Annotated in this window: 18 protein-coding genes; 10 read left to right on the forward strand and 8 right to left on the reverse strand. The window is 65.9% G+C overall.

Annotated features, from left to right (window positions below):
- Positions 1-83: 83 nt before the first annotated feature.
- The gene (locus ASD47_RS23985) at positions 84-2,951 is read left to right on the forward strand and encodes a TonB-dependent receptor (RefSeq protein ID WP_056762188.1); all 2,868 of its coding nucleotides are present in this window, start codon (positions 84-86) and stop codon (positions 2,949-2,951) included.
- 54 nt (positions 2,952-3,005) lie between these two features.
- Here ASD47_RS23985 and ASD47_RS23990 read toward each other — a convergent pair whose 3' ends face one another.
- Positions 3,006-3,314 carry a hypothetical protein gene (locus ASD47_RS23990; RefSeq protein ID WP_056762189.1) on the reverse strand — a complete coding sequence of 103 codons (309 nt, stop codon included), beginning with the start codon at positions 3,312-3,314 and terminating at the stop codon, positions 3,006-3,008.
- Positions 3,315-3,629: 315 nt separating this feature from the next.
- Between ASD47_RS23990 and ASD47_RS23995 the strand changes: the two genes are divergently transcribed.
- On the forward strand, positions 3,630-4,103 hold the full coding sequence (locus ASD47_RS23995) for a MarR family winged helix-turn-helix transcriptional regulator (RefSeq protein WP_056762191.1): 474 nt from the start codon (positions 3,630-3,632) through the stop codon (positions 4,101-4,103).
- On the opposite strand, the gene ASD47_RS24000 is transcribed toward ASD47_RS23995, so the two are convergent.
- Complete coding sequence (locus tag ASD47_RS24000; protein ID WP_056762193.1) at positions 4,078-4,326, reverse strand: hypothetical protein; 249 nt, start codon at positions 4,324-4,326, stop codon at positions 4,078-4,080. The two genes, ASD47_RS23995 and ASD47_RS24000, sit on opposite strands and share 26 nt — an antisense overlap.
- A 128-nt stretch (positions 4,327-4,454) precedes the next feature.
- A complete protein-coding gene (locus tag ASD47_RS24005) occupies positions 4,455-5,333 on the reverse strand; it encodes an isoaspartyl peptidase/L-asparaginase family protein (RefSeq protein ID WP_056762195.1) in 879 nt (292 codons plus the stop codon).
- 71 nt (positions 5,334-5,404) lie between these two features.
- Here ASD47_RS24005 and ASD47_RS24010 point away from each other — a divergent pair, with 71 nt between their 5' ends.
- The 4 genes from ASD47_RS24010 to ASD47_RS24025 all read left to right on the forward strand — a co-directional run bounded on the left by ASD47_RS24010 (position 5,405) and on the right by ASD47_RS24025 (position 8,723).
- A complete protein-coding gene (locus tag ASD47_RS24010) occupies positions 5,405-6,403 on the forward strand; it encodes an NADPH:quinone oxidoreductase family protein (protein ID WP_056762196.1) in 999 nt (332 codons plus the stop codon).
- Positions 6,404-6,608: 205 nt separating this feature from the next.
- Entirely contained in the window at positions 6,609-7,526 is a 918-nt protein-coding gene (locus ASD47_RS24015; protein WP_056762198.1) for a WecB/TagA/CpsF family glycosyltransferase, read from the forward strand.
- Positions 7,523-7,720, forward strand: a complete 198-nt coding sequence (locus ASD47_RS24020) for a hypothetical protein (protein ID WP_056762199.1) — start codon at positions 7,523-7,525, stop codon at positions 7,718-7,720. Before ASD47_RS24015 ends, ASD47_RS24020 begins: the two co-directional genes overlap by 4 nt.
- A 109-nt stretch (positions 7,721-7,829) precedes the next feature.
- Complete coding sequence (locus ASD47_RS24025) at positions 7,830-8,723, forward strand: SDR family NAD(P)-dependent oxidoreductase (protein WP_056762201.1); 894 nt, start codon at positions 7,830-7,832, stop codon at positions 8,721-8,723.
- Positions 8,724-8,824: 101 nt separating this feature from the next.
- On the opposite strand, the gene ASD47_RS24030 is transcribed toward ASD47_RS24025, so the two are convergent.
- The 3 genes from ASD47_RS24030 to ASD47_RS24040 form a co-directional block, all read right to left on the reverse strand.
- Positions 8,825-9,748, reverse strand: coding sequence for a transglutaminase-like cysteine peptidase (locus ASD47_RS24030; protein ID WP_056762202.1), 924 nt, complete (start codon positions 9,746-9,748; stop codon positions 8,825-8,827).
- A 223-nt stretch (positions 9,749-9,971) separates the two neighbouring features.
- Entirely contained in the window at positions 9,972-10,439 is a 468-nt protein-coding gene (locus tag ASD47_RS24035) for a hypothetical protein (RefSeq protein WP_056762204.1), read from the reverse strand.
- Positions 10,440-10,601: 162 nt separating this feature from the next.
- The gene (locus ASD47_RS24040; protein WP_056762205.1) at positions 10,602-12,812 is read right to left on the reverse strand and encodes an AAA family ATPase; all 2,211 of its coding nucleotides are present in this window, start codon (positions 12,810-12,812) and stop codon (positions 10,602-10,604) included.
- Between the two features lie 437 nt (positions 12,813-13,249).
- Between ASD47_RS24040 and ASD47_RS24045 the strand changes: the two genes are divergently transcribed.
- The 3 genes from ASD47_RS24045 (at position 13,250) to ASD47_RS24055 (ending at position 16,700) form a co-directional block, all read left to right on the forward strand.
- Entirely contained in the window at positions 13,250-15,565 is a 2,316-nt protein-coding gene (locus tag ASD47_RS24045) for a sialidase family protein (RefSeq protein ID WP_235526185.1), read from the forward strand.
- Between the two features lie 203 nt (positions 15,566-15,768).
- Positions 15,769-16,224: a glycosyl transferase gene (locus tag ASD47_RS28000; RefSeq protein WP_056762207.1), complete on the forward strand. Its 456-nt coding sequence runs from the start codon at positions 15,769-15,771 to the stop codon at positions 16,222-16,224.
- On the forward strand, positions 16,203-16,700 hold the full coding sequence (locus ASD47_RS24055; RefSeq protein ID WP_369800341.1) for a glycosyltransferase: 498 nt from the start codon (positions 16,203-16,205) through the stop codon (positions 16,698-16,700). Before ASD47_RS28000 ends, ASD47_RS24055 begins: the two co-directional genes overlap by 22 nt.
- Positions 16,701-16,720: 20 nt before the next feature.
- Here the strand turns inward: ASD47_RS24055 and ASD47_RS24060 are convergent, their stop codons facing one another.
- Positions 16,721-17,860: a glycosyltransferase family 4 protein gene (locus tag ASD47_RS24060; RefSeq protein ID WP_056762211.1), complete on the reverse strand. Its 1,140-nt coding sequence runs from the start codon at positions 17,858-17,860 to the stop codon at positions 16,721-16,723.
- A 28-nt stretch (positions 17,861-17,888) separates the two neighbouring features.
- Here ASD47_RS24060 and ASD47_RS26380 point away from each other — a divergent pair, with 28 nt between their 5' ends.
- Positions 17,889-19,196: an acyltransferase gene (locus tag ASD47_RS26380; protein WP_082564786.1), complete on the forward strand. Its 1,308-nt coding sequence runs from the start codon at positions 17,889-17,891 to the stop codon at positions 19,194-19,196.
- 1,423 nt (positions 19,197-20,619) lie between these two features.
- Here ASD47_RS26380 and ASD47_RS24070 read toward each other — a convergent pair.
- Positions 20,620-22,638 (reverse strand): acyltransferase family protein, encoded by a 2,019-nt coding sequence (locus ASD47_RS24070; RefSeq protein WP_056762215.1) that lies wholly within the window; start codon positions 22,636-22,638, stop codon positions 20,620-20,622.
- Between the last annotated feature and the right edge of the window lie 32 nt (positions 22,639-22,670).

Raw genomic sequence — 22,670 nt, forward strand, 5'->3', positions numbered from 1 at the left:
CCGCCCGTGGGCGGGCAGTCCCCTCGACATGTCGGGCGGGGATGGGATCTGCGCGGCCAAGAGCGCCGCGAGGGGAGGGAACCATGAAGAAGCAACTGCTGCTGACGACGATCCTGGCCGTGGGGATGGGCGCCGCCACGGCCGCCTGGGCCCAGGATGCGGCCACGGCGAACGATACGGCGACCAACAGCGATGCGGCCCGCGATGCGGCGCGCGACACCGTCGATGAGGTGGTCGTCACCGGCTTCCGGTCTTCGCTGCAGAAGTCGCTGAACCTGAAGAAGGACGCGATCGTGGTCCGCGACTCGATCGTGGCCGAGGACATCGGCAAGTTCCCCGAGGCCAACGTCGCCGAAGCGCTGCAACGCATTCCGGGCGTCTATCTGAGCCGCGACGGCGCCTCCAACGAGGGCCAGCGGATCTCGATCCGCGGCTTGGGCTCGGACTACAACGTCACCACCATCAACGGCGCGCCGGTCCGCACCACCTCGTCCAGCAACGTCGGCGGTTCGTCGCGCGACTTCAACTACGACGTCTTCGCCTCGGAACTGTTCGGTCGCGTGGACTTCTACAAGACCCCGCTGGCCGAGCTGGAAGAAGGCGGGATCGGCGGCGTGGTCGACCTGCAGACGCCGCGTCCGTTCGACCATCCGGGTCAGGCGATCCGCTATCAGGTGGTGGGGTCCTACAACGACAAGTCCAAGCACCTGGACCCGGCCGGCTTTGCGCTGTTCTCCAACACCTGGGGCAACTTCGGCGCGCTGCTCGCGGTGGCGCACTCCGAGAGCGTCAACAACCGTTCCGGCTTCGAGGCCACCGGCGGCTACAACAGCCATGCCCTGGGCAGCCAGTCGCCCAACAAAGGCCCGTTCGCGGTCACGCTGGACTTCGCCGACCCCCGCTACAATCCCGGCAGCCTGACCCGCGCCCAGATCGAGAACGGCTATCTGCCGCGCTTCTACCGCTACTATGGCGGCGAAAATACGCGTAAGCGCGACGGCGCCGTCGCCTCGCTGCAGTACCAGAACGAAAAGCTGAACGTCAGCCTGGACGGGCTCTATTCGAAGCTGACGGACTCGCTGGACGAGTACACCTTCGGCCTGCCGATCCGGAACTCCAAGACCACCAACACCGCCGCCCAGCCCGGCGCGCCGGGCCATAACGGCCTGGTGCCGATCAATGTCACCTTGGATCCGGAATCGAACCTGCTGGAAGGCACGTTCGGCAACACGTCCTACCTCGGGGAGAGCTACTTCTATAACGCCGAGACCAAGTTCAAGATGGCCTCGTTCAACGCCAGCTACCAGTTCACCGACCGCTTGAAGGTGACGGCGCAGGGCAGCCTCAGCAAGAGCGACGCCTTCTTCACCGGCAACCGCCTGGTCTCCAACCTCTATGGCGTGACCTCGACGATCGACTATACGGACGACCACGTCTATCCGGCCCTGTCGGCGCCCGGCGTCGACTTCACCAATCCTAACAACTACCAGGACTTCGGCGTCGGCTTCGACTGGCGGCGCGAGATCGACAAGGAAAAGACGGCCAAGATCTTCGCCGACTACGACTACGGCCTGTTCGGCGTCGAGGGTCACCTGAAGGGCGGCTTCTCCTACGTTTCGACCCAGAAGGACACCAGCAAGCGCAACGCCACGGCGGCGGGCACCGCCAAGGTCAACGCCATCGGCGCCGCCGGACTGCGTTCGCAGATGCTGCACGAGGTGCCGCTCGACAACCTGGTGATCGGGTCGGGCTATCCCCAGGAATGGGCGACGTTCAGCCGCGACTACATGATGAACACCTTCGACCCGATCGGCACGGCGAGGGCCACGCCGATCGACTTCAACGCCAGCTTCGGGGCCGAGGAAGAGGTCAAGACCGCCTTCCTGCAGACGGACCTCAAGGGCCAGATCTTCGATCGCGAACTGCGCGTCAACGCCGGCGTGCGCTATTCCGAGACCAGCACCCACATCGACAACTATCTGCGCCAGACGAACGGGGCGGTGACGACCTATGTGCCCAACAAGGCCGATGGCTCGTACGACAACACCCTGCCGTCAGCCAGCTTCGCCTACGACCTCACCGACAAGCTGATCTGGCGGGGGTCGTGGGGCAAGACGATCACCCGGGCGTCGCTGTCGATCATCGCCGCCAACACGGTCATCCCGAACATCTACGACACCCGCGCGACCTCGGGGAATCCGGACCTGCTGCCGCAGACCTCGACCAACTACGACACGGGCCTGGAATGGTACTTCGGGCGCGGCGGGATTCTGAGCGCCGGGTTCTTCTGGAAGGAGCTCAAGGACACCACGGTCTCGACCACGACCACCGTGCCGTTCTCGTCGCTGGGCCTGCCCGACACCGCCCTGGCGCCGATCTTCCAGGACCCGGCGACCGGCAAGGTCGATCCGAACCTGCCGATCACCCTGGCCACCTACTACAACCAGGGTTCGATCAAGCTGGACGGTTACGAACTGGCCTACCAGCAGTCGTTCGACTTCCTGCCGGGCTTCTGGAGCGGCCTGGGCGCCCTGGCCAGCTTCACTCACGTCAACACCAGCGGCTATAACTATGCGACCTCGGCCGGCAAGATCCTCAACGTCAACACCGTGCCCAAGTACTCGTACAGCCTGACGGGCTATTACGAGAAGGGTCCGTTTGGTGTTCGCCTGTCCTACAACTACAAGGCCAAGAACATCATCGAGACCACCAACAACGGTTCGGACCTGCAGCGCTGGCATGCCGGGTCGGGCTTCCTCGACGGCAATGTCAGCTACAAGATCAACGACAGCATCGAGGTGCGCCTGGACGCGCTGAACCTCACCAACGCCCTGACCTACGACTATTTCGACGACGTCAGCGGCCGCTACGGCGATGGCCGCAAGACGCGGATGGACTACGCCAAGTTCAACGGCCGGACGATCAAGTTCGGCGTCCGCGGCAAGTTCTAGTTCGAACCCGGCGGGAGGGCCCTGGCCTTCCCGCCGCCCGCTTTCCGCGTGACTTCAGTCAGCGATCGCGGCCGGCGTGTCCAGCCGGGCGCTCAGGCATCGGGTCACCTCGGTCAGGGCCTGCGCCCTGGTGGGGCCTTGGTTCTCGATCGCTTGACGGGGCAGGTCGCCAGGCATTCCGGACCAGGCCAGCGCATCGGACATGCCTTTCGAATGCGACAGAACCCGCAACGAGCGCAGGAGAAATTCGGAGTCGTTGGTCTTAACGGCAAGCTTGAAAATCGCGGCCGCCGCCTCCGGCGTGGTTATCAAACTGGCCGCGCCAAGTAATCGGCCGCTAAGCGCGTGCACGAGGGTCTCCATTGACGAGTCGTATGCTGCGTAGTGCGATAGTTTTATACATGCACAACAATAACGATCGTGACCATAGTTAACGATGTAATTTCTGCGACTTATTGTCTGGGATCACAATTATTTACAATTGGACCGCGGCGGGTTTCAGCGCCGCCCGACCAGCGTCTGGGCAAGCTGCGGCGTGCAATGACGGGACGGCCAAGCTCCATCGTCCAGACTTGAGACGCTGAAGCTGCGGGGTTCGCACAGGGAACGAATAGCGCGGGTCTGAGGTTTGCGCCCCAATGTCGCCCATTCCCGGTGGCCTTCTGAAGACCCACGGAGATGATCGCGACCGTGACCACCGCCGCCGTTCTGACCGACCTGCTCTATCGCGTCGAACAACACCGAAGGGCGCTGGTGAGCGAACTCCTCGCGCGCCACCAGCTCAACCTGACCCAGTGGATGGCGCTAGGCGTGCTCCGAAAGCGCGGGGTGTGCAGCATGACCGAGCTGGCCCAGGCCAGCGCCATCGACCGTACGTCTCTGACCCGCACCGTCGACGGCCTGATCGCCAGGGGTTGCGTCGTCCGCTCCGCCCTGCCGGGCGACCGCCGAGCGGTGATCGTGCAGATTTCCCCTGGCGGCGAAGCCCTGGCCAGCCAGGTGGGGGCTGACGTCGAAGCCGTGGAGCGCCGGCTGCTTTCGGTCCTGGACGAGAATCGCCAGGCAGGTCTCGCGCAGGATCTGGCCAAACTGTTGTCGCCGCCGACCCATCAGACCGGCGACGTGGTTAGTCGTCGTTCGCGTTCGGCTTGAGGTCCAAGGCGTCGAACGGCTGGGCTTCCAGCGTATTGCCGTCGTCGTCGAGGATGCACATGCGCCAGCTTCTGGGCTCGGCGAACACCTCCGGATAGTCGCGCACCAAGGCCGCCGCCAGGCGCGCAGCTTCCCGGCGTGCTGCGGTCAGGTTTCTCAGCTCCACGCCCTCGGGATCGGGGAACCGCTCCGAACCTTGGGCTTCGAAATGAAAGCGAGGCATTGATCACGCCCTTTCTAGCGCTGCACTGAGGCGGCTCGACGCAAGGGCGGCGCCAAAATGGGCCAAGCTTCGCTCGGAAGGCGAATTTCGGGAGCGCCGTTCAACGGGGGAGGGGCGCCCGCCGCGACCTAAAACGCCTCGGCCACGATCGTCCCGTCCGGCAGCAGGGCCGCGCGCTTGAGGCCGCTGGAGGCGAAAGGCATGGCGACATTGCCGTCGCGGTCGACGGCGATCAGGCCGCCGTGGCCGCCGAGTTCCGCCACGCCCTGGATGGCGGCCTGGGCGGCGTCCTCCAGGCGCTCGCCCCCAAACCGCACCCGATGGGCGATCTGGGCGGCCACCGCGGTGCGGATGAAAAATTCGCCTTGGCCGGTGCAGGAAACCGCCGCATGGCCGTCCGCCCAGGCGCCCGCGCCGATGATCGGCGAATCCCCGACCCGGCCGGGCAGCTTGCCGAACACCCCGGCCGTGGAGGTCGCCGCCGCCAGCCGGCCCTCGGCGTCGCGGACGACGCAGCCGACGGTGCCGGTCGGCAGGACGCCGGGCGCATGGTTGGCCTCGAACGCCCCGGCCTGGGTGAACCAGGCCGCGGGATCGGTGATCGGCTTCAGACCCTGTTCGCGGGCGAAGGCCATGGCGCCTTCGCCGGCCAGCATCACGTGCGGCGTGCGCTCCATCACCGCCCGGGCGGCCAGGATCGGACTCTCGAAGCCCTGCAGGGCCGCGACCGACCCGGCGCGCAGCGTCGCGCCGTCCATCAGGCTGGCGTCCAGCTCATATTCGCCGTCGGCGTTGGGCGAGGCGCCCTTGCCGGCGATGTAGAGGCCGGACGCCTCCAGGGCCGCCACGGTCTCGACGGCCACGTCCAGGGCGCTGGCTCCCGCCGCCAGCCGCTCGCGCGCCGCCTCAACCAAGCTGCGCATATGGGCGATCTCGATGTCGTAGTCGTGGCCGCGCTTGGCCCCGGCGCCGCCGTGCAGGGCGAGGGTAAAACGTTTGTTTGACATTCTGCTTCCTTGGCCGTCCGGCGTGCGCTAGCGTCCGGCCGCTCATAAAGACAAACGTAGGGAGAGGCGAGATGAAGGCGGTGCTCAGCAAGGCGGTCGGCGGACCCGAGACCTTGGTGCTGGAAGACCTGCCCGACCCTCATCCTGGCCCGGGGCAGGTGGTGCTCGAGGTCAAGGCCTGCGGCGTCAACTATCCCGACGTGCTGATCATCGAGGACAAGTATCAGTTCAGGCCCGAGCGGCCGTTCGCGCCCGGCGGCGAGGTGTCTGGCGTCGTCGCCGCGGTGGGCGAGGGAGTCACCGGGCTGGAAGTCGGCCAGCGGGTGCTGGCCTCGACGGGTTGGGGCGGCATGGCCGAGCGGGTCGCTCTGGACGCGGCGCGCTGCACGCCGATTCCCGACACCATGCCGTTCGACGAGGCCGCCGCCTTCATCCTAACCTACGGCACCTCATACTACGCCCTGAAGGACCGTGGCCGGCTGAAAGCCGGCGAGAGCCTGCTGGTGCTGGGGGCGGCGGGCGGCGTGGGCTTGGCGGCGGTCGAGCTGGGCAAGGCGGCCGGAGCTCGGGTGATCGCCGCCTGTTCCAGCCAGGAAAAGGTCGACCTTGCCCTCAGCCGCGGCGCCGACGCCGGCGTGGTCTATCCGCGCGGCCCGTTCGACAAGGACGGCCAGAAGGCCCTGGCGACGCAGATCAAGGACGCCTGCGGCCCCGGCGGCTGGGACGTGGCCTATGACGCGGTCGGCGGCGACTATTCGGAGGCCACGATCCGCGCGGCGGGCTGGAACGGTCGCTTCCTGGTGATCGGCTTCCCGTCTGGCATCCCGAAGATCCCGCTTAACCTGACCCTGCTGAAGTCGTGCGACATCGTCGGGGTGTTTTGGGGCGCGGCGGTGGCCCGCGATCCCGAAGGGCACGCTCAGAACGTGCGGGAGCTGATGGATCTCTATGCCGCGAGCAAGATCCGGCCCTATGTCTCCGAGCGATTCCCGTTGGCCAAGGCCGGCGAGGCGATCGCGCACCTGGCCAGTCGCAAAGCCATGGGCAAGGTCGTGGTCGTCAACGAATAGTCCGCGACATCCCGACACGGGCGGACCGGCGTCCTGCCGAATCGAAGTTCCTGAACGTTTGGTCCGTCTGTGTCGTCAGTTGTTTAAATGGTAAATTGCTCCTGAATAGAGGTTTTCAAGGTTAAGTTTCGCTAATCATTCTTCTTGGGAAAAGGCTAAGCCTATTCCTATAGACCTGTGCTCCAAGTCGTCGGAGTCGGGTAAGATGTTCCTTCCAGCGAGAGACGCCTCCTCTCCAGAGGTGCGTCAAAACTTTCGTATGAGCCGCCGTCCCGAGGAGCGCGTGCAGGTGCTCGGCGGGTCGATGGACCTGGTCCGCCCAGAGGAAGTCTTCCATTTCGTGGCTGGCAAGATCGCCGCGCGCGAAAGCGCCGTGGTCGCCAATCACAATCTCCACAGCCTGTATCTGATCCGCAAGGACCAGAAGATCGCCGAGTTCTTCGCCACGTCCGACCTGATCGAGGTCGATTCCGTGCCGCTGATCTTCTGGGCGCGCATCGTCGGCCGGGCCAGCCGCCGGTTTCACCGCTGCACCTATCTGGACTGGCGTGACGCCTTCTGGGAGCGCGCCATCCGGGAAGACTGGAAGGTGTTCTTCGTCGGCGGCGCTCCGGGCGTCGGCGAGAAGGCGACCGCCAGGATCCAGGCTGATTGGCCAGCCGCGCGGATCCGTACGCACCATGGCTATTTCGATGTCGCGCCCGGTTCGGCCGAGAACCAGGCTGTGGTTGACGCGATCAACGACTATCGGCCCGACATCGTGCTGGTCGGCATGGGCATGCCGCGCCAGGAGGTCTGGGTTCTGGAGAACCAGGCCAAGCTGGGCCCCTGCGTGACCTTCACGGTCGGCGGCGCTTTCGACTACGAGGCCGGCGTCCAGCGCCCCTCGCCCCGCTGGATGGGGCAGGTGGGCATGGAGTGGTTGTTCCGGCTGGTGGTCGACCCGCGGCGCCTGTTCACGCGCTACTGCGTAGAACCATGGCATCTGATGGGGCCTGCCCTGCGTGACGTGCGTCGCGCCTTGGCGCGGCAGGTCTCTTCCCGTAAAGCTTTGGACGCCGCCCGCGCTGAATATGTCCGGGCGTCCGATCTGGCCCGCTCTGACAGTCTGGGGGGACGATGAGCCTGAAGATCCACGTGTCGCCCTCCGGCCGAAAGGCCGAGCGGCCCAATATCGCGCAACGTGTCGGGGCGATCTTCGGTCTGGCCGGCCTGGTGCTGGCATGGGCCGTGGTCCTGCTGCCCTGCGCCGTCTGGCTGCTGTTCAACCTGGTGTTCAACCGGTCGCAAGAGACGCCCGTTCGCCAGCAAGCCTGAACGCTGTTCACTTAGTCCTGGCCAGGCGCGTTCCGCCGGGCCAGGATAGCCGCGCCTCACGCAGCGGCCCACCCTCCCAGAGGCCGCGCGCGGCCAAAGGGAGCGGCGCATGACGGGACGTCTGGACGGCAAGGTTGCGGTGATCACCGGCGGATGCTCGGGCATTGGGCTCGGAACGGTGGAGCTGTTCGCGGCCCAGGGCGCCAAGGTCGTCGCCGCCGACCTGCAGGTCGACAAGGGCGAGATGCTTGAAAAGCGTTTTCCTGGCCAGGTGCGCTTCGCCCCCTGCGACGTCACGCACGAAAGCCAAGTCGCCGCCGCCTTGGCCCTGGCCCAGGACGCCTTCGGCGGGCTCGACATCCTGTTCAACAACGCCGGCCATGGCGGCGCGCCGAACGGCGTGGCCGACATGACCGCCGAGGGGTGGGACGCCACGTTCGCCTTGCTGTTGCGCGGGCCGGTTCTGGGCATGAAGCACGCCCTGCCCCTGATGCTGCAGCGCGGCGGCGGCAGCATCATCAACACCGCGTCGATCGCGGGCCTGCAGGCGGGTTTTGGGCCCCTGGCCTACTCGACGGCCAAGGCGGCGGTGATCCACATGAGCAAGTGCGCGGCCGCCGAGCTGTCACCGTTGAAGGTGCGGGTCAACGCCATCTGCCCCGGCCTGATCGCCACTTCGATCTTCGGGGCGTCGATGGGCCTGCCGCGGGAGGTGGCCGACCAGATGGCCGCCCGGGTGGCCGAGGTCGGGCCGAAGATCCAGCCGATCCCCAAGGCCGGCTTGCCGGAAGACATCGCTCGGGCGGCGCTCTATCTGGCCAGCGACGATTCCGAATTCGTGACCGGAACCCATATCGTGGTCGACGGTGGCGTCACGATCGGCGGCCGTCACGCCTGGGATCACGCCGCGCCTTCCCCGCTGTTGTCAGCCATGGGGATCACTCCGGAACAGGCCGAACAGATGCGGGCAGCGCTGATCGCGGCGCAAGCTCAAGGCGCGTGACCGCGAGAGCCGAGTGTTCGGCTCCCAGGATCCCTGACCGCTGGACCGTCGACTGATGCGCTTTAGGCGCCTCACATCAATCCATGTGAGGCTAAAGGGCTCTAGGAGCGCGTGCTCACCCCGACGTGGACCCACTTGGTGGGGGCGCCTGGCGCCTGGCGGTCCAGCCACTGATAGGGCGCTTCGTTCCAGGGCAGGATCCAGGGCGACAGGTTGTCGAGCACGACTTCGCCCTCGTTGGTGGCCACCAGCAGCACGGCGTGCATTTCGCCGTGGAACGTACGGACGATGGCGATCGATAGGGCCTCGCCCGGGGCACCCGCCTCGATCAGCGCGCGCCGCTTGGCCAGGGCGTAGTCTTCGCAGTCCCCCCGTTTGACGTGGTCGACGCCGGCGGCCCAGTAGTCGGCCCTTCCATAGGCGGCATAGTCGTCCGAGCGACGGATCGAGCGGTTGACCTGGGTGTTGATCCGCTGCAGCTCGCGATCGCTCAGTTGGCTGACCATCGGCGGTGCGGGCGCGTCGTTGATCGCCCCATTTTCAGCCCGGGCGCTCTCGACCGGCGCGTCCTCGACCATCACACCCTCGACGGCCGGCACGGCGGTCGTGGCGGTGACGGGATCGGCGTCTTCGGTCTCTGGCTCCTCCGCGATGACGGGGGCGACCGGTTCGAACAGGTTCGCGACGGGACGCGGCGCCAGCGGACGGTTGATATAGCCTGGGTAAGCCGAGGCGGGCGCCTCGGCCAATTCGGCGGTCGTACGTCCGAACAGGGCCGCCCAGCGGGCCTGCCCGGCCCACTGCCGGACTTCGGCCAGCTTGGCCGCCTGACTGGCGTCGATATCGTCGCCGCGGACGCCGTCCACGCACTCGATGGGCTGGCGCTGACAGAGGTCGGCGAAGCCGACCGGCGCGGCGGTGGGCGCGCCCAGCGGCATGGGCGGCGCGACCTTCATCGGCGCGGCCACGGCGAGAGCGGGCGCGAACATCAGAGCCAGAAGGCTAAGAGCGGACCGGTTGCGCATGGATACTCATCCCCTGTTCGGGACCGAATATCGCAATTAAAATCTAATAACCGACGTAGATAAATGGGTAAACATAAGTATACGTATAGAGTTAATCCCCCTTAACTAAATAAGGTATTCTACCTAGTTGGGGTAAACTGCGACGGAAGCTTCACCTGGACTGCACAATAGAAAAGCCGGCGGCGTTGGGACGCCGCCGGCCTGAGAAATGAGATGACGCCGATCAGACCGGGTTGGCCGAAGAGGCCGCGTCCTGGACCTTGGGAGCGGGACGACGGCGGCGCTTGCGCCTGTCCAGGGCCCGCAGTTGCCGGACGCTGAGGTCGGGATGGGTGCGAAGCTGATGGCGCAGGCGCTCGACCGCGCCCGGCAGGACCGCCGCGGTGATCCCGGCCGCGTCGGCCATGAAGTCCGCCAGCGACATGTCGCGGCCCGTCAGGCCCTGCAGGAGTTCGATGGCCAAGCCCAGCGCCGCGGCGACCATGGCCAAGTCGGTCCGTCGCCTGCGGGGGGCGATAATGAACAGGGCGTTGGCCACTGCGAAGAAGGCGGTGGCGTGCGCTTCCTTGTCGGTGAAGCCGAACCGCAGTTCGAGGTCCTGGAACGGGCCTAGCATCACGATCAGCAGGCTTGCGAACGCGATTGCAAAGAAGACCTTGAAGCATCGTTGCAGAGTGCGCGGCGTCAACATCGGGGAAGTGCTCCTTACCCGCGCACCTTCGATGATCGACTTCAATTCCTGGTAAACTGATATGATTAATGCCTGCTAATACTTAAGAAATGCCGCTGACGGGGTAAAGAAAAAGCCCGCCGCCAGATGGCGACGGGCTTGTCCGAAAGACCCGAGGGTCGTTTAGCTTGCGTAGTACTTCTTGTATTCGTCGTAGTAGTAGCCGGCGTCGCCGTAGCCGTGCTTGGACTGGGCGTTCATGTCGACCTGGGTCAGGGCCACGCCGGCGATCTGGGCGTTGGCCTGCTGAAGCAGGCGGACCGAGGCGCCGATGGCGCGGGCCGGGGTCTTGCGCCAGCGCGCCAGCAGTACGACGACGTCGGTCTTGCCGGCCAGGATCCGCGTGTCCGCCAGGGCGAGCACCGGGGCGGTGTCGAGGATGATCAGATCGAACGAGGCGCGAGCCCGAGCCAAGAGCTGGTCCATCGCCGGCAGGCCGAAGACGTCCTCGGTGGACGAAGCCGTGTGGGCCAGCGGCAGAACATAAGCGCCCGAGGCCTGGTCCAGAAGCACAGCGCTCTCCAGCGTCGCCGCGCCGTGTAGCACCTCGGCCAGACCGTTTTCCGGCGTCAGGCCCAGGGTGCGGGTGACCGCGCGGCGGCGCAGATCGCAGTCAAGCAGCAGCACCTTGCTGCCGGACTGGGCGGCGACGCGCGCGAGGCAGATCGAGGTGGTGGTCTTGCCTTCGCCCGGCAGGGCCGAGGTCAGGACCACGATCTTACCTTGCTGACCAGGTACGGCGTAGAGGATCGCGGTGCGCAGCGAGCGGAAGGCCTCCGCGAAACCGGAAAGCGGCTTGCGAAGGACATAGTCGATCGGCTGGATGCCGCGTTCGTTCGCCTCGGCGACCGACGACATCAGAGGGATCGAGGCGACGCTGGCCAGACCGATCTTGCGTTCGACGTCGTCCGAGGTCGCCAGGCCGGCGTCCATGATCTCGGCGATAATAACCGCGGCCAGACCTGCGCCGGCCCCAACGACTATGCTGAGCGCCAGGGCCAGCATCACGTTGGGCGAGCTCTGATGCGAAGGCGGCGTCGCGCGAGAAACGACGCGTGCGTCGGCCTGTTCAACGCCTTCCTGGGCGCCGGTTTGCTTATAGCGGTCCAGGAAGCTCTGATAGACAGTGCGGGCGGCTTCGGCGTTACCTTCGAGCTCCTTCAGATGCACCGAGGCCGCGCTGTTGGCGGCCAGGGTGCCGCGAGCGCCGCCGAGGCTGGCTTCCACGGAGGCGGTGCGCTGTTGTGAGACCCGGACGCGGGCTTCGAGGTTGGAGACGATGCGGCGAATTTCCGCCTGGATCTGCTGGTCGATATCCGCCAGCTCGCGCTGGGCCCGCACCATGTCCGGATGGCGATCACCGTAACGGCCTGACATCTCGGCCACGCGGCCACTGACGCCGGCGCGTTGCGCGCGCAGATTCTGCACGACCTGGGAGCTTAGAGCCTCGCCGACGTCGTCACCGTTTGAGCCGGCGGCCAGCTGAGCGCGGGCGGTGCGCAGACGCGCCTCGTCCTCGGCTTGCTGGGCGCGGGCCTGGGCCAGTTGCTGGTTGTAGGCGGAGATTTCCTGCTCGGTGAGCGTGGTGCCTTCCGAGCTGAGCAGATTGTTGGCGACACGATAGTTGGAGACGGCCGCGTCGGCTTCCTGCAACTGAGTGCGCAGAGTGTCGAGACGGCTATTCAGGAAGGTGTTGGCCTGGCGGGTGGCGTCGAACTTCGCGGTCAGCTGCGACCGCAGGTAGGCGTCGGCGAACGCGTTGGCGATCGTGGCGGCCTTCATCGGCGAGGTCGACTGGAAGCTGATCGTGATCGAATAGGTGAGGCCGACGCGACGAACCGTCAACTGCTTGCCGACCGCGGCGATCACGGCCTGCCGCTCGGCTTCGGCGGCGCCAGGCGCGGCGCGCTCGCTGGCGGCCTTCTTGCCCCCCAGGATGCTGCCGACAAGCCCCGGCGACTTGAGGGCGCCGTTGAACTCGGGGTCCTTGTCGAGCTTGAGGGCGTCGACGACGGCCTCGGCAAGTTGCGGCGACTTGAGAACCTCGACTTCCGTATCGACTGTGCTGGTGTCGGCCGTCAGACCGGAAAGGACCGCCTGCGAGTCGACGACCTTTTCGGTCCGCGTGTTGATCATGACGTTGGCGGTCGCCGTGTACATCGGCGTTTGCCGAAGCATCACGAACATCAGCAGGGCGGCGATCACGCCGGCCACGCCCAGGAACAGCCACAAGCGGCGCCGGAATGCGGCGATCAGGCGTTCAACATCGATGGTCTCGCCAGAAGACCCGCCGGCGCGGGTCGTCTGCGGCTGCGTATCAACACTGTTTTCCATTAATCTTCGCCAGATCCATTTCTAAAGGGCTGCGCATAGTCGATGTGAACAAATACGCAGTGAAGGCGTGAGCCGCTTCCTGATAGTGGATGCATAGTTCACAGCCCACCTTTCGAAAGCGTTTCTCTGTTTTTCGATCTCATCGCATGGCGAGCGCCAAACCGGGCTCCACTAGCACACCCGCCGAACCCAAGCGAAGGGGTAAAAATGAAGTCAACCAAGTTTGCACGACAAGCGCGTCAGGATTCTGACGCTCGGACCTTCGAAATGAAAAAGCGCCTACGCGCTGGGCGCCATATAGGGTCTGTAAAGGCGCAGCTTGTCCCGGGGCTGCCTTGACTGATGACTGCGAAAAGCCTGTAGACGCTGGGCTGATGTACAGCCCCGGCCAAGACCCGCCTGGTGGGCTGGGGGGAAGTGTGCTCAGGAGTTGCATAATGATTTCGGCGCTCGTCCTGGCTCTTCTGGCGCTGGTGGCGGACCGGTCGGCCGGTTCGGCGGACCTTTCGCCCAGGCTCGTCGCGCCGCGGGTGGCCGACGCGACGGCCCAAGCCTATTCATGGCGCCCCGTGGCGATCGGAGGCGGAGGCTTCATTACGGGATACAGCACCGACGCAAGGGGCGTGACGCGGATCGTTAGAACTGACGTCTACGGCGCTTATCTTTGGCGGCCCGAGGCGAACCGCTGGCTTCAACTGGTCACGACCGCGAGCATGCCGCCGGAAGATCGCGGGCCGATGACGCTGAACGAAGGCGTTTACGAAGTCGCGGTCGCGCCATCCGATCCCGATCGGATCTACATGGCGATCCACGGAAGGGTCTATCGGTCGAACGATCGCGGACGCAGCTTTGTTCGCACCAGCCTTCCGACAGTGACGTTCGACGCCAACAGCCCGTTTCGACACTATGGCCCGTTCATGAGCGTTTCGCCGCAGAATCCGGACCTCGTGCTCCTGGGCACGCCGAACGATGGGTTGTGGCGGTCGGAAAACGGCGGGCGCGACTGGATCAGGATCGCGACGGCGCCGGGCGGGCTTGGTCCGGCGCGGGCCCCGCCAGGATCCCGGCCGGGGCTGGTCGTGTGGTTTTCGCCCGACGGGACACAGATTTGGACCATGTCGGCGGGTGACGGGGTGTCGCGTTCTCTCGACGGCGGCCGAAGCTTCAAACCGCTGGTCTCGTCAGGAGATCCTCAGCCGACCAGCCTTCGCCAGGGCGCGTTCGGCCTCGACGGCGCGTTCTATGGGATCGATCAAGATCACAAGAAGATCTGGAAGTTCTCGGGAGCGCGTTGGGAGGATCTCACGCAGACGGCCGGTGTGAACCCGGCGCCGTTCGGCAGCGTGGCTGTCGATCCGGGCAGTGGATCCATCTATGTCTTCGACGAAGGCGGTCACGCGATCCGCAGCGACAACGGCGGCTTACGGTGGTCTCGCGTCCTAACCAGCGCCCGGGCCGGAAAGGATGATCCGCCGTGGCTGCGCGTGGCCGATCAGAGCTATTTCGCCACCGGTCAGGTGGTGTTCGACCCCGTGGTCCGTGGCCGGCTCTGGAACGCCGCCGGCACCGGCGTCTATTTCGGCGACGTCGCCAAGCCGCTCGGAAACATCACCTGGGAAAGCCAGGCCCGGGGCATCGAAGAACTGGTGGCCAACGACGTCAGCGCCGCGCCGGGCCAGCTGCCGCTTTTCGCAGCCTGGGATTTCGGCATCCACCGACGCGATGATCTTGAGCGGTTTTCGACCGGCTACGGGCCCAAGGAGCGGGTGTTGATCGCCGCCCAACAGTTGGACTGGACGCCGGCCCAGCCCGGTTTCTTCGTCACCAACGCGTCGGACACCCGGACCGATTGTTGCTCGGAGGATGGCGACGCGGTGCTCGCCGGCTACACCGAGGACGGCGGCGAGACCTGGACGAAATTCGCCACGCTGCCGCAGCCACCCGGAACGGCGCCGTCCGATCCCTGGCGCATGGCGTTCGGCACGATCGCGGTCGCGGCCGACGATCCGCGCAACATCGTCTGGGCGCCTACGCATAACCGGTCGCCCTTCTACACGACCGACTTGGGTCGGAGCTGGCGGCGGGTAGTCTTGCCCGGCGAGCGGCTGCCCAACACCGGCTCGCACGCGAACTATAATTTTCATCGCAAGACCCTGGCCGCCGACAAGGTGCTGGCCAAGACCTTCTATCTGGTCCACAGCGGCGACGGCCTCAATCCGGGACTGGCGGGGCTGTGGGTCACCCGTGACGGCGGCGCCGACTGGTCGAGGGTCTACAAGGGCGAGATCGCGCCCGCCAGCCGCTACAGCGCCAAGCTTAGGGTGGTCCCCGGCCATGCGGGTCATCTGTTCTTCACGTCAGGCGTATCGGATCCGGGTGATACGGCGCTTCGGCGCTCCGTCGATGGCGGCCGGACCTGGACGGTATTGCGTCGGGTGCAGGCGGCGCATGACATCGCCTTTGGCAAGGCCGCGCCCGGACATGACTATCCGGCTGTTTATGTTACAGGGCGGATTGACGGTCGCTACGGTGTATGGCGATCGATAGACAATGCCGTGAACTGGGTGCGGATCGGCGAGTTTCCTGTCGGCGCTCTTGATGAAGTCGTCGTCATGGACGCAGACAAGGACGTGTTCGGGCGTGTCTATCTCGGCTTCAAGGGGTCTGGATGGCGGTTTGGGCAGCCCTCCGCGTGTAAACCGGGCCCGTACACGTTTGGGGAAGCTGAAGAGTGCTATTTTTTGGGGCCGTAAAGCGTGCTTGGCCTTAATTTCGAGCCAAAATGTTTCAATGGCATTTCTTAAGGTCGAGCCTTGCTTATACTCGTCGGCGGGAAGGCTTGGCTCCGGTCCGCAGAACACCTTTTGGGGAATGATGAGGCCATGATCGACCGCCCGCTGCGTGCGGAGGCAGGATTGGGGTTGGGCCGATCGCGCCCGACAGGGCCCCTGCGGCCATGACCGCGCCAAGACTTCTTCTCGTGGCGTCCGCCGGAGGGCATTGGGTTCAGCTGTCGCGGCTGGTCGCCGCCTTCGACGGGTTCGACGTACAATGCGTCACGACGATCAAGGGGGCGCGCGCGCCTTGCGGCGGGCGGCCGGTGGCCATTGTGAGAGACGGGTCCCAGACCGATCCCATGGCGTTGGTGATCATGTTCGCGCAACTGCTGTTCATCGTGCTGAAGTTCCGCCCGTCCACGATCGTGACCACGGGCGCGGCGCCAGGCGTCTTCGCGGTGCGGCTGGGCAAGCTGCTGGGCGCGCGGACGGTCTGGATCGACAGCATCGCCAATTCCGAGGAGCTTTCCCTGTCCGGCCGCCTGGTGCGCAAGCATGTGGATCTTTGCCTGACCCAATGGCCCCACCTCACGGACGCCTATCCAGACGTGCAATGTTTTGGATCGGTCATTTGATACTGCTGTCAGTAGGCACCCAACTTCCATTCGACAGGCTGGTGCGGACGGTCGACGACTGGGCGATCGCCACCGGGCGGTCGGACGTGGTCGCGCAGATCGGTCCCTCGACCTACGTGCCCCGTTCGCTGAAGGCCTTCCCCTTCCTCGCCCCCCAGGCTTTCCAGGAACTGCAGTTGAACGCGACGATCATGATCAGCCATGCGGGCATGGGTTCGATCCTGACGGCGATGGAATATGGCAAGCCGATCATCATCATGGCCCGCGATCACCGGCGGGGCGAACACCGCAATGGGCACCAGTTGGCGACCGCCGAGCGCTTCAAGGCCGTTCCCGGGATCTATGTCGCGTCAGACGAGCGCGGCCTTGTCGAACATCTGACCCGCTTGGCCGAGTTGACGGGCTCGGAGAAATTGCCGTCGCGCGCGCCCGCCAGCTTCACGGATCGGCTGCGCGACTTTATTCTTAGAGCCTAGAATTCTAAGCCTGAACGGCGTCAGTCGAACAGTTCGACCAGCTGCCGCCCGATCCGTGGCCAGGCCAGGGCTTGGCTCAGCAGGACGCGGCCGCGGGCCGCGCGATCGGACCACTCGGCCTTGGGCGTGGCGTAGAAGGCCAGGATTGACCGGGTGACGCCGTCGCGGTCGACAGGTGTTGGGATCTCCACCGCCGCCAGGCCGGCGGCGATGAGATCGGCGATGCCGCCCGCCGGCGCGGCGATGACCGGGCGGCCGGCCATGCCCGCCAACACCGCCACGCCGCTCTGCGAGTTGAAGTCGGTATAGGGCATGAGCAGGGCGTCGCACGCCGAGAGCAGTTCGTTGACCCGTTCGTCGGTGATGAAGCCGGTCTCCATGACTAGGCCGTCGGGGCAGCGAGCGGCGATCGCCCGGCATTCGTCCAGATAGGTTGGGTCGTTGGGGTCCTTGGCCCCAGCGACGATCATGCTGACGCGGCAGCCGGCTTCGCGCGCGGCGATAACCGCTTCCATCGCCAGGGCCACCTGCTTGTTGCGGCGGATCGTGCCGAACGCCAGCAGCGTGCCAGAGCCCGGAAGGGGCCCCGCGGCGGGAACCTCGAAGGCGCCGTGCGGCGACACCACGATCTTGCTGGCGGGCACGCCGAACAATCGCACCAGAGGACCCCTGCCTGCTTCGGACAGCACGACGATCACCGAGGCGCAGTCGTAAATCAGCCGATAACCCGCGCGCTCCAGCCAGCGCCACCGCGCCGACAGGCTCCAGGAATGAGGTTCCGGATCGTGGCAGACCAAGGCGATCCTGGTGCCGGTCAGCCTCAGCAACATCAGGGGCCAGATCGCGAAAACGAACGGGTCAGGAATGCTGACGATGAAGCGACGGCTGGTGAAGCGCGCCGCCAGCAGCGCGCCAAGCCCCCCCGCCACCCGGGCGAACGAAAAGAGCGCCCGGCGCGGACGTGAGCCGCCGTCGACCAACTCGCGGACCGGGCGGACGCGGCGGACGTTGTCCAGATGGGCGGCGGGGTCTTCCGGATAGCCGGCCGGTGCGATGAACACGACCTTGCATCCCGTCGCGGCCAGGCCCTCCACCAGACCCTGGGCGTACAGGCCCGCCCCCGAGCGCCAGGCACGCGTATAGACGACGATCCGCTTCAACGGTGACGGCTCCCGATGCTCCAATGGAATGACGCTGGCCAAATCGGATTTCGCCAACGCTCAGAGCCTTATCGCGCGTTGGGACTTCAGCCAATCTTCCGTCGCCGGGATCGACACCGCGACGCACAGTCGCCCTCCAAAGCGCGTGTTCCGGGGGCGGTCCGACCATCAGGGTCTCGCGGCGGGCGCCGTCGCTTTCCAATACGACCCGGGCGCGATAGTCAGAAGCCTATTTCCTGATCTTGGAGCCCGAATGGGACGCTACCTGCCGCAGATCGACGGACTTCGCGCCGTGGCGGTGTCCGCGGTCGTCATCGATCATTGCTTCGGACCACAGATTTTGGTGGGCGGCCATATCGGGGTCGATATCTTCTTCGTTATCAGCGGCTTCTTGATCACGGGCCTGCTGGTGGAGGAAATTGATCGCGACGGGCGCGCCTCGCTTCGCGACTTCTACGCCAGGCGTTTCCTACGAATCATGCCGGCCCTGTTGGGCGTGTCGCTTTTCGTCGTGACCGCGCTGCTGGCGGGCTCGTTGGTGGCCAGGCGACTGGACCTCTGGGGCGAGCTGCGCAACGTACTCTACGCTCTAGGCAGCCTCATGAACTGGGCCCGGGCGCTTGGCTGGACCGGGGGCGGCTTCCTGGGCCACGCCTGGTCCCTGAGCGTAGAGGAGCAATTTTACCTGGTTTGGCCGCTGCTGTTGAATGCGACGGCTGTGCGCCTGGATCACAGGCGATACGCCACGGTGCTGATCGGGGTGATGCTGGCCCTGGCGGCCTGGCGCGGTTTCCTAGCGTGGAACGGCGCCAGCCCCGAGCGTCTGTACAACGGCACGGACACGCGCGCCGACGGCTTGCTGCTGGGCGCGGCCCTGGCCTTGTCGGGCGTGCGGAGGCTGCCGGCCATTCTGCTCAAGGCCTGGCCGGTTCCCGTGTTCGTCTTGATCGTGGTCGCGGCTTCCACCCCGTGGTCCGCGCCCTTCCTGGGCTATGGAGGCTTCACCCTGGTGGCGCTTTCCGCGGCCTGGTTGGTGGCTTTGGCGGTGGACGATCGCGCGCCGTTCGTCGCTTGGCTGAAGTCGCCAGTCGCTCTCTGGATCGGCAAGAGGTCCTACAGCCTCTACCTATGGCACTTTCCGATCCTGATGATCTTCTCGTTCGCTGGACTGCGCTCGCGGCTCACCGACGTCGTGACGGTCGTGGCCTCACTCCTGGCCGCGCACCTGTCCTACAGGCTGATCGAGCAACCCTTCCTGCGCCTGAAAGGGCGCTTTCTGGACCTCTGGGGCAAGCGCCCGCGGGGCGAACGACGGGTACCGAACTCCACCCCCTAGCCAGGGGAGCGGCCGGCCGGGTCGGGTCGGCCGGTTCTTCAGGTAGACATAGAAGGCGGCGATGAAAATCGCCGACAGCACGGTCGAGGATCCCGACCACAGATCGGGGGCGATGATGCCCAGGGAGGTGCAGGCGCAGCCGGCCAGCGCCAGGCCGTCGGCGTCCGCGCGCTCGAAGCCCAGAGCCTGGAGGAAGAAGCCGGAGAAAGCGCTGATGGCGCTGATCATCATGAAGATGATCAGGCCGACGACGCCGCCGGTGTAGAAAACCCCCACCGCGCCGATATCCGAGAAGAAGAAGGTGGTCGTCGCCATCAGGTTGATGGTGTCGTCGCGGCTGCTGGCCAGGCCAACGCCGAACAGCCAATAGTCTCGCACGAAGTATTTGGTGGCCTCATACGACAGCGAACGGATCGTGGCCGAGGAATCGTTGCTCCCGAACATGTCGAAGGGACGGAACGCGTGATCGTTCAGGCCGACGATCAGCACCAGCGAAACGGCAAAGAAGGCCAGGAAGCAAAGGACGCCGACCCGCTTGGTGTTCCGCAGCACGGTGTAGGTCCCGAGCGCGAAGATCGTGACCGCCGTCACCGCGCGGAAATACGAAAGYCAGATGCCGGCCGCGAACAGGGCGAAGGTCAGCAAGTAGAGCCACTTTTTGGTGACGAAGGCCCGAGTGAACGATAGGCACAGGCCAAACACCATCAGGGACGACATCATCGCAAAGCGCGAAGGGCGGCCAATCCGCAGGTCCGCGGCGATGAACAGCTTTTCCGCGCCGGGGTCGGTCGGCGCTTTCAGGCCTCCAAGGCCCAGGCTGAGCGCCAGGTAGAAGAGCGCGTAGACCAACGCCACGCCGAACAGAACGTTGATGAGGGTCTTGCGCTCGAGGTTGACCAGCGCCGCAACGAAGATGACAGAGGAGAAGAGCCCAATATAGACCGAAATGGCGTTGAGGTTGGCGTCGCGCCCCCAGGCCGTCGAGAACCAGTAGACCTGCGAAGCCGCATAGATGGTCGCGATGACGCTCCACAGGACGATGCCGTACTGGCGATAGACGATGCAGATAGCCGAGGCCAGGCCAAGAGTCAGCAGCTCCAGACCCAGGGCGACCGTGCGGCCGTTGGGGCCGGCGTAGAAGCTGATGCGGCCCTGGTGGGCCACGAACGCGATCAGGAATATCACCAGCGCGAGCGTTGTCGCCAGCCTGGCCAGCCATGGCTTCGGTGTGGCGGTCGGATGCACGAATTCGGCTTTGCTGATGTTGGTGAGAGACGAAGCGGCGATCGCTTCCGATCGGGGGGAACTGGTATCAGTGCGCGCCAAATCAGGCAACATCAGGGAGCCTTCGCTTCGAGGCGGCCGCGGTACAGTTCAGTTCGTGCGCGCCGGCGGGTAATCACTAGATCAATCCACTCTAGACTTAGCGGCTACTGGCCGAAGCGGCCGACGCGCGCAGGGCGAAGCCTTCGGTGACCGCGGCGGCGCCCGTTGCGGTCAGGTGCTGGAAGTCGAAATAGTAGAGCCTGTCAGGCGCGCCGTAACGGCAGCCTTCCTGCCCGCACAGCCGGGCCTTCGTGTCGAAGAAGGTCACGCCTGGGCGTCCGTTGGCGACCGAGCGCAGCACGGGCGTCGCCGGATCATCGAAGATCTCGTCGCCATGGGCGGTGAAGACCCCTGGTGTGCGTGCGAACCAGCGCTGGGCTGCGGCTCTGGCGGGGATCATGTCGCCCACCACGCGACTGTAGGGATCGAAACGGAAGGACGGGACGTCATCGACCACGACCACGCGCCGCCCGGCCGCCGTTAGGCGCGCCACCGTATCGTTCAGGGCATCGGCCAGCGGGACGGACGCGCCCTGGCTGTCGACCAGGGTCATGTCGGAGGGCCAGTAGCTGGCCAGCACAACGACCTGGATTTCCGGATGGCGCTCGACATAGGTGAAGGTCTCGCGCTGGAAGGCCAGGCACTGCGCCCGGTGACCTGGGCGGCCAGGCTCTTCGCGAACAAAGCCCCACAGCGACGGGCACGAGGACTTGGTGATCTGGCCGAAACCGAAGCCGTCGCGCGTCGCCAGCGCCTTGAAGCCGGGCGCGATCGCGCTGCCGTGGCTGTCGCCCAGCACCAAGACGCGGGGACCCGCGGACGCCGGCAGGCAGGTCGCCGGATCCTGCGGCGATACGGCCCCGTAGGGGGCCAGGCAGGGGTCGGCCCGGGCATCGCTGACCGTGCGGGACATTTGCCGCACGGCCGGCGAGAACCGGCCCGGCCAGCCGTCGGTCAGGAAGAAGAGCAGGGCGGGCAGCGCGATCAGCATCGCGACGGCGCCGTAGCGCACCAGGACGGTCTTCTCCCCAAGGGCGCGGCGACGGAATGGCTGTTCCACCCATCGCCACGAAGCCGCGGCCGGGACCAGGGACAGCACCAGCAGGGCCAGGGGCGGCATGCCCTGGCCGTTCGGCGCCAGGATGCGGTTCAGGAAGAACAGCGGCCAGTGCCACAGGTACCAGGAATAGGAGATCTTGCCGATGAAGACGAAAGGACTCCAAGACAGGACCCGGCGGTTGAACAGGCTGCCGGGCGTGGCGATCAAGATCGCCGTGGCCAGCGTCGGGACCAGGACGTACCAGCCGGGGAAGGGGTAGGCGGGCCGATAGAGCGCCATGGCCGCCGCCAGGGCCGCGACCGCGGCCAGCGCCGAGACGTCCGCGACCGGGCGCGGGATCGTCCAGGCGCTCGCGCGGCGTTCTGACAGCGCCAGGACCGCGCCCAGGCCCAGCTCCCAGGCGCGGGTCGGCAGCAGGTAGAAGGCCGCCTTCGGATTCAGGTGCGTCAGCGCGATCGAGCCGGCGAATGAGACCAGGGTTCCCAGGACCAGGATGGGCATGAACAGCCGCGGCCTGATCCTCAGGCACAGCAGCACCAGAATCGGGAAGACGATGTAGAACTGCTCCTCAACGCCCAGCGACCAGCTCATCAGAAGCGGCAGATGGTCGGAGGCGGGGTCGAAATAGCCGCCGGCCGTGTAGAACAGGAGGTTGGAGGCGCCGAAGACGGCGGCGAAGGCCTCCTTGCCCAGTTCCCGCAGCTCGAGCGGCGTCAGCAGCAAGGCGCCCAGGCCGAACAGGACGGCCAGTAGCGCATAGAGGGCCGGCAGGATGCGCCGCACCCGCCGGGCGTAGAATTGCGAGAAGCGGAATTCGCCTGCGACGGCCTCGCGGAAGACCTGACCGCCGATCAGGTAGCCGGAGATGACGAAAAACACGTCCACGCCGATGAAGCCGCCGAGCAGTCCGTGGAAGCCGGCATGGAACACCACCACGGCCAGCACGGCGATCGCGCGCAGACCGTCGATGTCCGGTCTGTAGGCGCCGGTCCAGGTTGTCGGCGAACCGACAGGCTCGGGGGCGCGGGCGGCGTTGGGCGCGGCTTCCTGGATCATGCGGGTCCGGTTGTCTTCGTTCGACCCACGCG

The organism is Caulobacter sp. Root1472 (assembly GCF_001426985.1).
In the GTDB taxonomy this organism is placed as follows: domain Bacteria; phylum Pseudomonadota; class Alphaproteobacteria; order Caulobacterales; family Caulobacteraceae; genus Caulobacter; species Caulobacter rhizosphaerae.

Bases quoted from the DNA above. Each gene is read 5' to 3' on its own strand.
- ASD47_RS23985 (WP_056762188.1), top strand. From the start codon at position 84: ATGAAGAAGCAACTGCTGCTGACGACGATCCTGGCCGTGGGGATGGGC.
- ASD47_RS23990 (WP_056762189.1), bottom strand. From the start codon at position 3,314: ATGGAGACCCTCGTGCACGCGCTTAGCGGCCGATTACTTGGCGCGGCC.
- ASD47_RS23995 (WP_056762191.1), top strand. From the start codon at position 3,630: ATGATCGCGACCGTGACCACCGCCGCCGTTCTGACCGACCTGCTCTAT.
- ASD47_RS24000 (WP_056762193.1), bottom strand. From the start codon at position 4,326: ATGCCTCGCTTTCATTTCGAAGCCCAAGGTTCGGAGCGGTTCCCCGAT.
- ASD47_RS24005 (WP_056762195.1), bottom strand. From the start codon at position 5,333: ATGTCAAACAAACGTTTTACCCTCGCCCTGCACGGCGGCGCCGGGGCC.
- ASD47_RS24010 (WP_056762196.1), top strand. From the start codon at position 5,405: ATGAAGGCGGTGCTCAGCAAGGCGGTCGGCGGACCCGAGACCTTGGTG.
- ASD47_RS24015 (WP_056762198.1), top strand. From the start codon at position 6,609: ATGTTCCTTCCAGCGAGAGACGCCTCCTCTCCAGAGGTGCGTCAAAAC.
- ASD47_RS24020 (WP_056762199.1), top strand. From the start codon at position 7,523: ATGAGCCTGAAGATCCACGTGTCGCCCTCCGGCCGAAAGGCCGAGCGG.
- ASD47_RS24025 (WP_056762201.1), top strand. From the start codon at position 7,830: ATGACGGGACGTCTGGACGGCAAGGTTGCGGTGATCACCGGCGGATGC.
- ASD47_RS24030 (WP_056762202.1), bottom strand. From the start codon at position 9,748: ATGCGCAACCGGTCCGCTCTTAGCCTTCTGGCTCTGATGTTCGCGCCC.
- ASD47_RS24035 (WP_056762204.1), bottom strand. From the start codon at position 10,439: ATGTTGACGCCGCGCACTCTGCAACGATGCTTCAAGGTCTTCTTTGCA.
- ASD47_RS24040 (WP_056762205.1), bottom strand. From the start codon at position 12,812: ATGGAAAACAGTGTTGATACGCAGCCGCAGACGACCCGCGCCGGCGGG.
- ASD47_RS24045 (WP_235526185.1), top strand. From the start codon at position 13,250: ATGATTTCGGCGCTCGTCCTGGCTCTTCTGGCGCTGGTGGCGGACCGG.
- ASD47_RS28000 (WP_056762207.1), top strand. From the start codon at position 15,769: ATGACCGCGCCAAGACTTCTTCTCGTGGCGTCCGCCGGAGGGCATTGG.
- ASD47_RS24055 (WP_369800341.1), top strand. From the start codon at position 16,203: ATGTTTTGGATCGGTCATTTGATACTGCTGTCAGTAGGCACCCAACTT.
- ASD47_RS26380 (WP_082564786.1), top strand. From the start codon at position 17,889: ATGACGCTGGCCAAATCGGATTTCGCCAACGCTCAGAGCCTTATCGCG.
- ASD47_RS24070 (WP_056762215.1), bottom strand. From the start codon at position 22,638: ATGATCCAGGAAGCCGCGCCCAACGCCGCCCGCGCCCCCGAGCCTGTC.